The sequence below is a fragment of the Peptococcaceae bacterium genome (genome assembly GCA_024655825.1).
Lineage (GTDB): Bacteria > Bacillota > Peptococcia > DRI-13 > PHAD01 > JANLFJ01.
Genome location: JANLFJ010000025.1, coordinates 37,871 through 43,994, shown reverse-complemented (window position 1 = coordinate 43,994; position 6,124 = coordinate 37,871). Strand labels below are relative to the sequence as shown.

6 protein-coding genes are annotated in these 6,124 nt (G+C 54.7%); 4 read left to right on the top strand and 2 right to left on the bottom strand.

Going from position 1 to position 6,124, the window contains the following annotated elements; all coding sequences use genetic code 11:
* Positions 1-154: 154 nt before the first annotated feature.
* Genes NUV48_10425 through NUV48_10410 form a run of 4 tightly spaced genes read left to right on the top strand, consistent with a single transcriptional unit; the run spans position 155 to position 3,577 of the window.
* Positions 155-1,108, top strand: a complete 954-nt coding sequence (locus NUV48_10425; protein ID MCR4442554.1) for a TIGR01212 family radical SAM protein — start codon at positions 155-157, stop codon at positions 1,106-1,108.
* Positions 1,109-1,142: 34 nt separating this feature from the next.
* Positions 1,143-1,736 carry a tetratricopeptide repeat protein gene (locus NUV48_10420; GenBank protein MCR4442553.1) on the top strand — a complete coding sequence of 198 codons (594 nt, stop codon included), beginning with the start codon at positions 1,143-1,145 and terminating at the stop codon, positions 1,734-1,736.
* 15 nt (positions 1,737-1,751) lie between these two features.
* Positions 1,752-2,339: a cob(I)yrinic acid a,c-diamide adenosyltransferase gene (locus NUV48_10415; protein MCR4442552.1), complete on the top strand. Its 588-nt coding sequence runs from the start codon at positions 1,752-1,754 to the stop codon at positions 2,337-2,339.
* 35 nt (positions 2,340-2,374) lie between these two features.
* A complete protein-coding gene (locus NUV48_10410; GenBank protein ID MCR4442551.1) occupies positions 2,375-3,577 on the top strand; it encodes an amidohydrolase family protein in 1,203 nt (400 codons plus the stop codon).
* A gap of 23 nt (positions 3,578-3,600) precedes the next feature.
* On the opposite strand, the gene NUV48_10405 is transcribed toward NUV48_10410, so the two are convergent.
* Complete coding sequence (locus NUV48_10405) at positions 3,601-5,601, bottom strand: TRAP transporter permease (protein MCR4442550.1); 2,001 nt, start codon at positions 5,599-5,601, stop codon at positions 3,601-3,603.
* Entirely contained in the window at positions 5,562-6,113 is a 552-nt protein-coding gene (locus tag NUV48_10400) for a DUF1850 domain-containing protein (GenBank protein MCR4442549.1), read from the bottom strand. The genes NUV48_10405 and NUV48_10400 overlap by 40 nt, the downstream gene beginning before the upstream one ends.
* Between the last annotated feature and the right edge of the window lie 11 nt (positions 6,114-6,124).

The window sequence follows — 6,124 nt, the reverse complement described above, 5'->3', positions numbered from 1 at the left end:
TAAACCAGGAACCCTTGTCACCATTGGCATGGAAATATTTGTCGCCAAACTCGGGATAAATACACAAAAAAATGTTCTGTTTATTGCAATTGAAGTCGAGGGTGTAAAATAATACAATAAACACAGAAATGATTTTGAATACCGGTGGATAGAGATGACTGCTTCGACAGCGCTGTACAGGAGCTATGCCGACCACCTCCGGGAAAGGTACGGCGAAAAAGTGTATAAACTCCCCGTAAACCTCCCGGGCACATGCCCCAACCGCGACGGAGTCCTGGGGACGGGCGGCTGCATTTTTTGCGACGAGGAAGGTTCCGGCTTTGACGCCCTGCCGAACACCATGAGCGTCAAAGAACAGCTCGAAGAGAACAAGGCGTTTTATACCAGGCGTTTTAACGCCCGCCGGTTTATTGCCTATTTCCAAGCCTTTACCAATACCTACCTGCCGCTGGAGAGTTTCAAGGAGAATATCCGGGCCGCCAGCGAAGTGGAAGGGCTGGTCGGCATATCCGTATCGACCCGGCCCGACTGTGCCGGGGAAAGCTATCTTGAGTTTCTTGGCGAAATCTCGCGGCAAAAAAAACTGGACATCACCGTGGAACTGGGACTGCAGACGGTCAATTACCACACGCTGAAAAAGATAAACCGCGGGCACACCCTGGCTGAGTTCATTGATGCCGTCCTGAGAATAAAAAAGCATGGTTTTGCCGTCTGCGCCCACCTTATCCTCAATCTTCCCTGGGACGACGAGACGGATGTGGTGGAGAACGCCAGGGTACTATCGGCGCTGGAAATAGAATATGTCAAGCTTCATTCGCTTTACATCGTGAAAGGGACGCCCTTGGGGGACATGTACGAGAAAGGCGAAATCAGCTTGATCAGCCTTGACGAGTACGCCGGCAGGGTGGTCCTGTTTCTGGAAAACCTGCGGCCGCAAACGGTTATCCAGCGCCTCGCCGGGAAAGGGCCCAGGGACGGCGTGCTTTTCTGCAACTGGGACACGAGCTGGTGGAGGATTAAAAATTTGATTGAAGAAAAGATGAAACGGCTCGGCACATACCAGGGAAAGGAGTTCAATTACCTGTACGGGAAGGCCTTGGAGAAATAATTAAATAAGATGCAGCGAAAGGAGAGATGGCCTGATGCGAGATTACCAGCCGTGGGATGATTCCTGGCGCGAGCAGCTTGTTTATATCATGCTCCCTCATGAAATCGAAGCTCCTGTGGAAATGCCCTCCAATTTTACTTACCCCATTTTCCTGGACGCCTTCGAGAGGAGGGTAGGAGGCGATGACTTCTGGAAGGCCATTGCCGGCTCCATGGTCTATGTTCTGGGGCACCAGCCCGGGCACGCCGATGCCGCTTCCTATATCCACTGGCTCAATGCCTACAACCCGAACCTGGCCAAAGAACTCATTTACGACGGGGCTGAACAGTTTTCCCGCAACAACCTGGAATCGGCCGTCTGGCTTTTCCAGGCCGCGGTCCTGCTTGATCCCCAGCGGGCCGAGGCGCACTTCAACCTGGGGCTGGCGTACAACCAGATGGGGCGTAACTTAAAGAAGAAGAACAGGGAAAAAGATGCGGAAAGCTGCTTCAGGCAGGCCGTGCAGTACCTGGAAAACGCCGTGGAGATCGATCCGGGCTTTCGGATGGCCTGTTGCAGCCTGGACCTTGCCTGTGAGCACCTTGGTCTTGAGGAAGAAAGCAGCAGGCGCATGGAGAAAAGGACATGAGAACGGAGGTTTGACGTGGGACAGAAAGGTTATGTGCAGGTTTACACCGGAAACGGCAAAGGCAAGACGACGGCAGCCATCGGCCTGGCCATCCGGGCGCTGGGAGCGGGGAAAAAGGTGCTTTTTCTCCAGTTCATGAAGGCCAGGGCATATAGCGAGCACAAAGTACTTCCGGGAATATCGCCCAATCTCACCCTGGAGACGGTGGGCAAGCCGTTTTTTGTGGTCAAGGAAGGGTCGATGCCTGAGGAAGAGCTGGCCAAATGGCGCGAGAAGGCGGTTATATTCCCGCCGGGTCAGCCTCCACGGGAATACGTAGAACTGATTAACCGGGGAATGGAACGGGCCGCGCAGGCCGTGAAAAGCGGCGAATACGACATGGTGGTGTTGGACGAACTGAATGTGGCCCTGCATTTTGGCCTGGTTGACTGGGAAAAGGTAAAGGACCTTATCGAGAAACGGGCCGAAGGCGTAGAGCTTGTCCTGACGGGGCGCGGCGCTACACCGGAGCTGATTGAGAAGGCGGACCTGGTTACGGAGATGAGGGAGGTTAAGCACTACTATACCAGGGGTGTGGAAGCGAGAAAGGGTATCGAAAACTAGCGTGGACAGCACCCGGGCAAGGAGGAGCAGAAATAATGGATTTGCTGATCAGAAAGGCCAGAGCCTTTGGTTATCAAGGGATTGTGGATATTGCCGTCAAAGGGGACAGGATAGCGGATATTGGCGAGAACCTGCAGGTTGCCGGGAAAAGAGAAATAGACGCGGGGGGAAAATTTGTTTCCCCGGGGCTGGTCAATCCCCATGCCCATCTTGACAAAGCCCTGCTTTATGACCGTTTTTCTCCTAATCTCAGGCGCGGCACCCTGTCGGAAAAAATCGTCGCCACCCGGGAGATCAAAAAGACGATGACGGCGGAGGATGTCAAAAACCGCTCCCTGCAGGTGATAAAAATGGCCGTAAAAACCGGGACTACGGCGATCAGGACTTTTGTCGAAGCGGATCCCCTGGTGGAAATGCGGGCGGTTGAAGGCATGCTCAGCGCCAAAAAGGAAGCAAAAGAATGGCTGGACCTTCAAACCATCGCTTTTGCCCAGGAGGGCTGGTTTAATTCCCCAGGCTCCATGGAAATGGGATGCGAAGAGTATGTTATCGAAGCACTGAAAGCAGGGGCCGATGTAATCGGCGGTAATGTCAACAGGGGAGTATGGCCGTCAAGCCCGGAAAAGCAGGTTGACCGGATGTTTCAAATAGCCAGGGAGTTTGACTGCGATGTCGATATGCACCTGGACAACGCGGACACCCCCGAGGCCTTCGCCCTGCCCTATGTCGTGCAAAAAACGGTTGAATGCGGCTACCAGGGAAGGGTGGCGGCAGGACACGTCATAGGAATTGCCCATGTGGAAAAAAAGGTGAGAGACGAGACAATAAAGAAGGTCAAAGAAGCGGGCCTTTCCGTCGTTGTGCTGCCCCAGCGCATCAGGCTCACCTGCGTGCGTGAACTGGTGCAGGGCGGCGTCAATGTCGCCGTCGGGACCGACAACATCCGCAACACTTTCGCCTTTTTGGGCAGCGCCAATCTTGTTTATTTCATGCTGCTGCTGGCGGAACTGCTGGGAGTTCAGACGGATGAAGAGCTTGTGGAAATCTACAAAATGGGTACGGTTAACGCGGCCAGGGCCATGAGGCTGAAGGATTACGGCCTGGAAAAGAATAAAAAGGCGGACCTGGTGGTATTTGACGCTCCCTCTGCCCAGGAAACAATCATCAACCAGGCCCAGTGCCTTTATGTGATCAAAAACGGCAGGCTGCTGGTGGACGGCGGCCGTTGCCTGATCTGAACTCAAGGCCCAAAACACAAGCGTTATTTAGCAAGGCCGGGTTTATGCTTCCCGGTTCTTCTTTTTTGCAGCAGCCAAACAACGGCAAGCAAGATGAGACCCGCTATGTCGGTATGGGCGCCCGGGTCGATCAGGGAAACGCCCCCGATAAAGAGGAGCAGGCGTTCATACCAGCGGCCGTTGGTGACAAAATACCCTGTTGTCGCCCCGCCGATGCCCAGCATCCCGATCAGGGCGGTGGCCAGCGCTTTCAGTATCAGGAGGAGGAAAACCAGGGTTGTCGCGCCTTCCGGCCTGACCAGCACCAGGACGGGAGACAGGACAAAAATGTAGGGGACAAGGTAGGCCGCGGCGCCGAGCTTGGATGCCTCTACCCCGGTTTTTAAGGGGTTCGACTGGGCTATTCCGGAACCGGCAAAGGCGGCCAGGGCCACGGGAGGAGTGATGTCAGCCACGATCCCGAAATAAAAGACAAACAGGTGGGCGGCAATGGGGGCTGCTCCCAGCTTGACCAGGGCGGGTGCGGAGACGGTGGCCTGGATGATGTAGTTTGCTGTCGTCGGCACGCCCATACCGAGGATAAGAGAGGCGATCATCGTCAGGAACATGGTCAGGTGAATGCTGCCGCCCGCCAGGGAGAGGAGGCCGCCGCCCATCTTTAAGCCCAGCCCGGTCAGGGTAATGACGCCGACGATGATCCCGGCCGTGGCGCAGGCCGCAACGACGGGCAGGGCAGACCTGGCTCCCTCTTCCAGGGCTTTGATGATATTCCAGAGCGATATCCGGGTCTCTTTGAGGATCATTGACGCGCCTATGCAGAGCAAAACGCCGATAAACGCGGCAATCATAGGAGTGTACCCCTTTATCAGGAGCCATACTATCCCGATGATGGGAGTGGATAGAAACCATTTTCTTTTTAATTCCCGTTTCCAGTCGGGAAGTTTTTCCCTGGCAATGCCGGTGAGCCCCGTTTTTACTGCTTCCAGGTGCACAGTGATGAAAATGCCGGTAAAGTAAAGAACTGCGGGGATGGCGGCCGCCAGGGCGATCTGGCCGTAAGGGATGTTCAGGAATTCGGACATGACGAAGGCAGCGGCTCCCATGATCGGGGGCATCAACTGCCCGCCTGTTGAGGCGGCTGCTTCAACCGCCCCGGCAAATTCCGGGCGATAGCCGATGCTTTTCATGAGGGGAATGGTCACCGAACCGGTTCCCACCGTGTTGGCGACGGAGCTGCCGGAAACCGTGCCCTGGGCGGCGCTGGCCACTACCGCCGCCTTGGCCGGCCCGCCGACCGCGCCTCCGGTCACTCCCACGGCAATGCTGGTCAGCCAGTCCCCGATACCGGTCTTTTTAAGAAAGGTCGCAAAGAGCATAAATAAAAAAATGAAGGTGGACGAAACGGCAATGGGAATTCCCAGGATGCCTTCGGTGCTGATCCACTGGAACACGGCAATCCTTTTGATGCTCAGTCCCTTGTGCGCCATAAAACTGGGGAAGTAGCTGCCGAAATAAGCGTAGAGCAGGAAAAAGACCGCCAGGGTGACGATGACCGGCCCGGCGATTCTTCTGGTGGCCTCCAGGACAAGCAGGACGGCGATTACGCCGACCGCTGCGTCCAGCTGCGTGTAAACTCCCGCCCGCCAGACCAGTTCCTCGTAAAAGACGACGTGGTAGGCGGAGACTGCAAAGCCCAACAAGGCCAAGATATAATCATAAAAAGGTATCTTGTTGCTCGTGGAACCCCTTTTGGCCGGGTACAGCAGGAAAATCAGCATTAATGCGGCCCCGACGTGCGGGGCTCTCTGCAGCGTGGAGGGAAACACCCCGAAAGCCGCTGTGTATAACTGGGCAAGCGCCCATAACACCGCCAGTATAAAGCAGAATGTTGCCACGGGTCCTTTCAAGCGGCGGTACGCAAATTCACGGTCATACTTGGCCAGAATTTTTGCTGATGTTTCTTGATCGATCATCTCGTGGTTAGTCATTTCTCCTGGAGATTGCTCAACCAATTTCTGAGCCATATTTCAACCTCCTTAAGTAAATACTGGAACGGGGGGGTTCTTACCAGGCCAATATGCACGTATCCTCCCGGCCGGTATACGTCTTTAAGCCGGACTTCTTTTCCGTCATACCTGAGGGTGTGATTGGCGGTGATAGCCCCGATGACGACAGGGACCCTTTCAAAGTACCGGTCATAGTTGGTAACGATGTACTTACCGCCGGAGATGGTCCACTTTTGATTGAACTCGGGACGTGCCGGAAGGTTGGGCCCAAAGTCGTCAAAAACCATCCGGACGAGCGGGATCCTGCCGGGCGCTTCCAGTTTATAGGTTTCAATCACGGGCTGCAGGGTCACCGAGTGGGTCCAGGCCACGTCAAAAATTTCTCCTTTTTTTGCCGGCTGCTGGTAAACAAGCTCCTCAGTGCCGTCAACCCTTACCTCTAATACATATATGGGCCAAAAGCATATTATTGTCAAGACGATCAAGGCAGGTATAATAAATACTTTTTTCATAAATAGGAGGCCGGACATAGAAGTTGCCC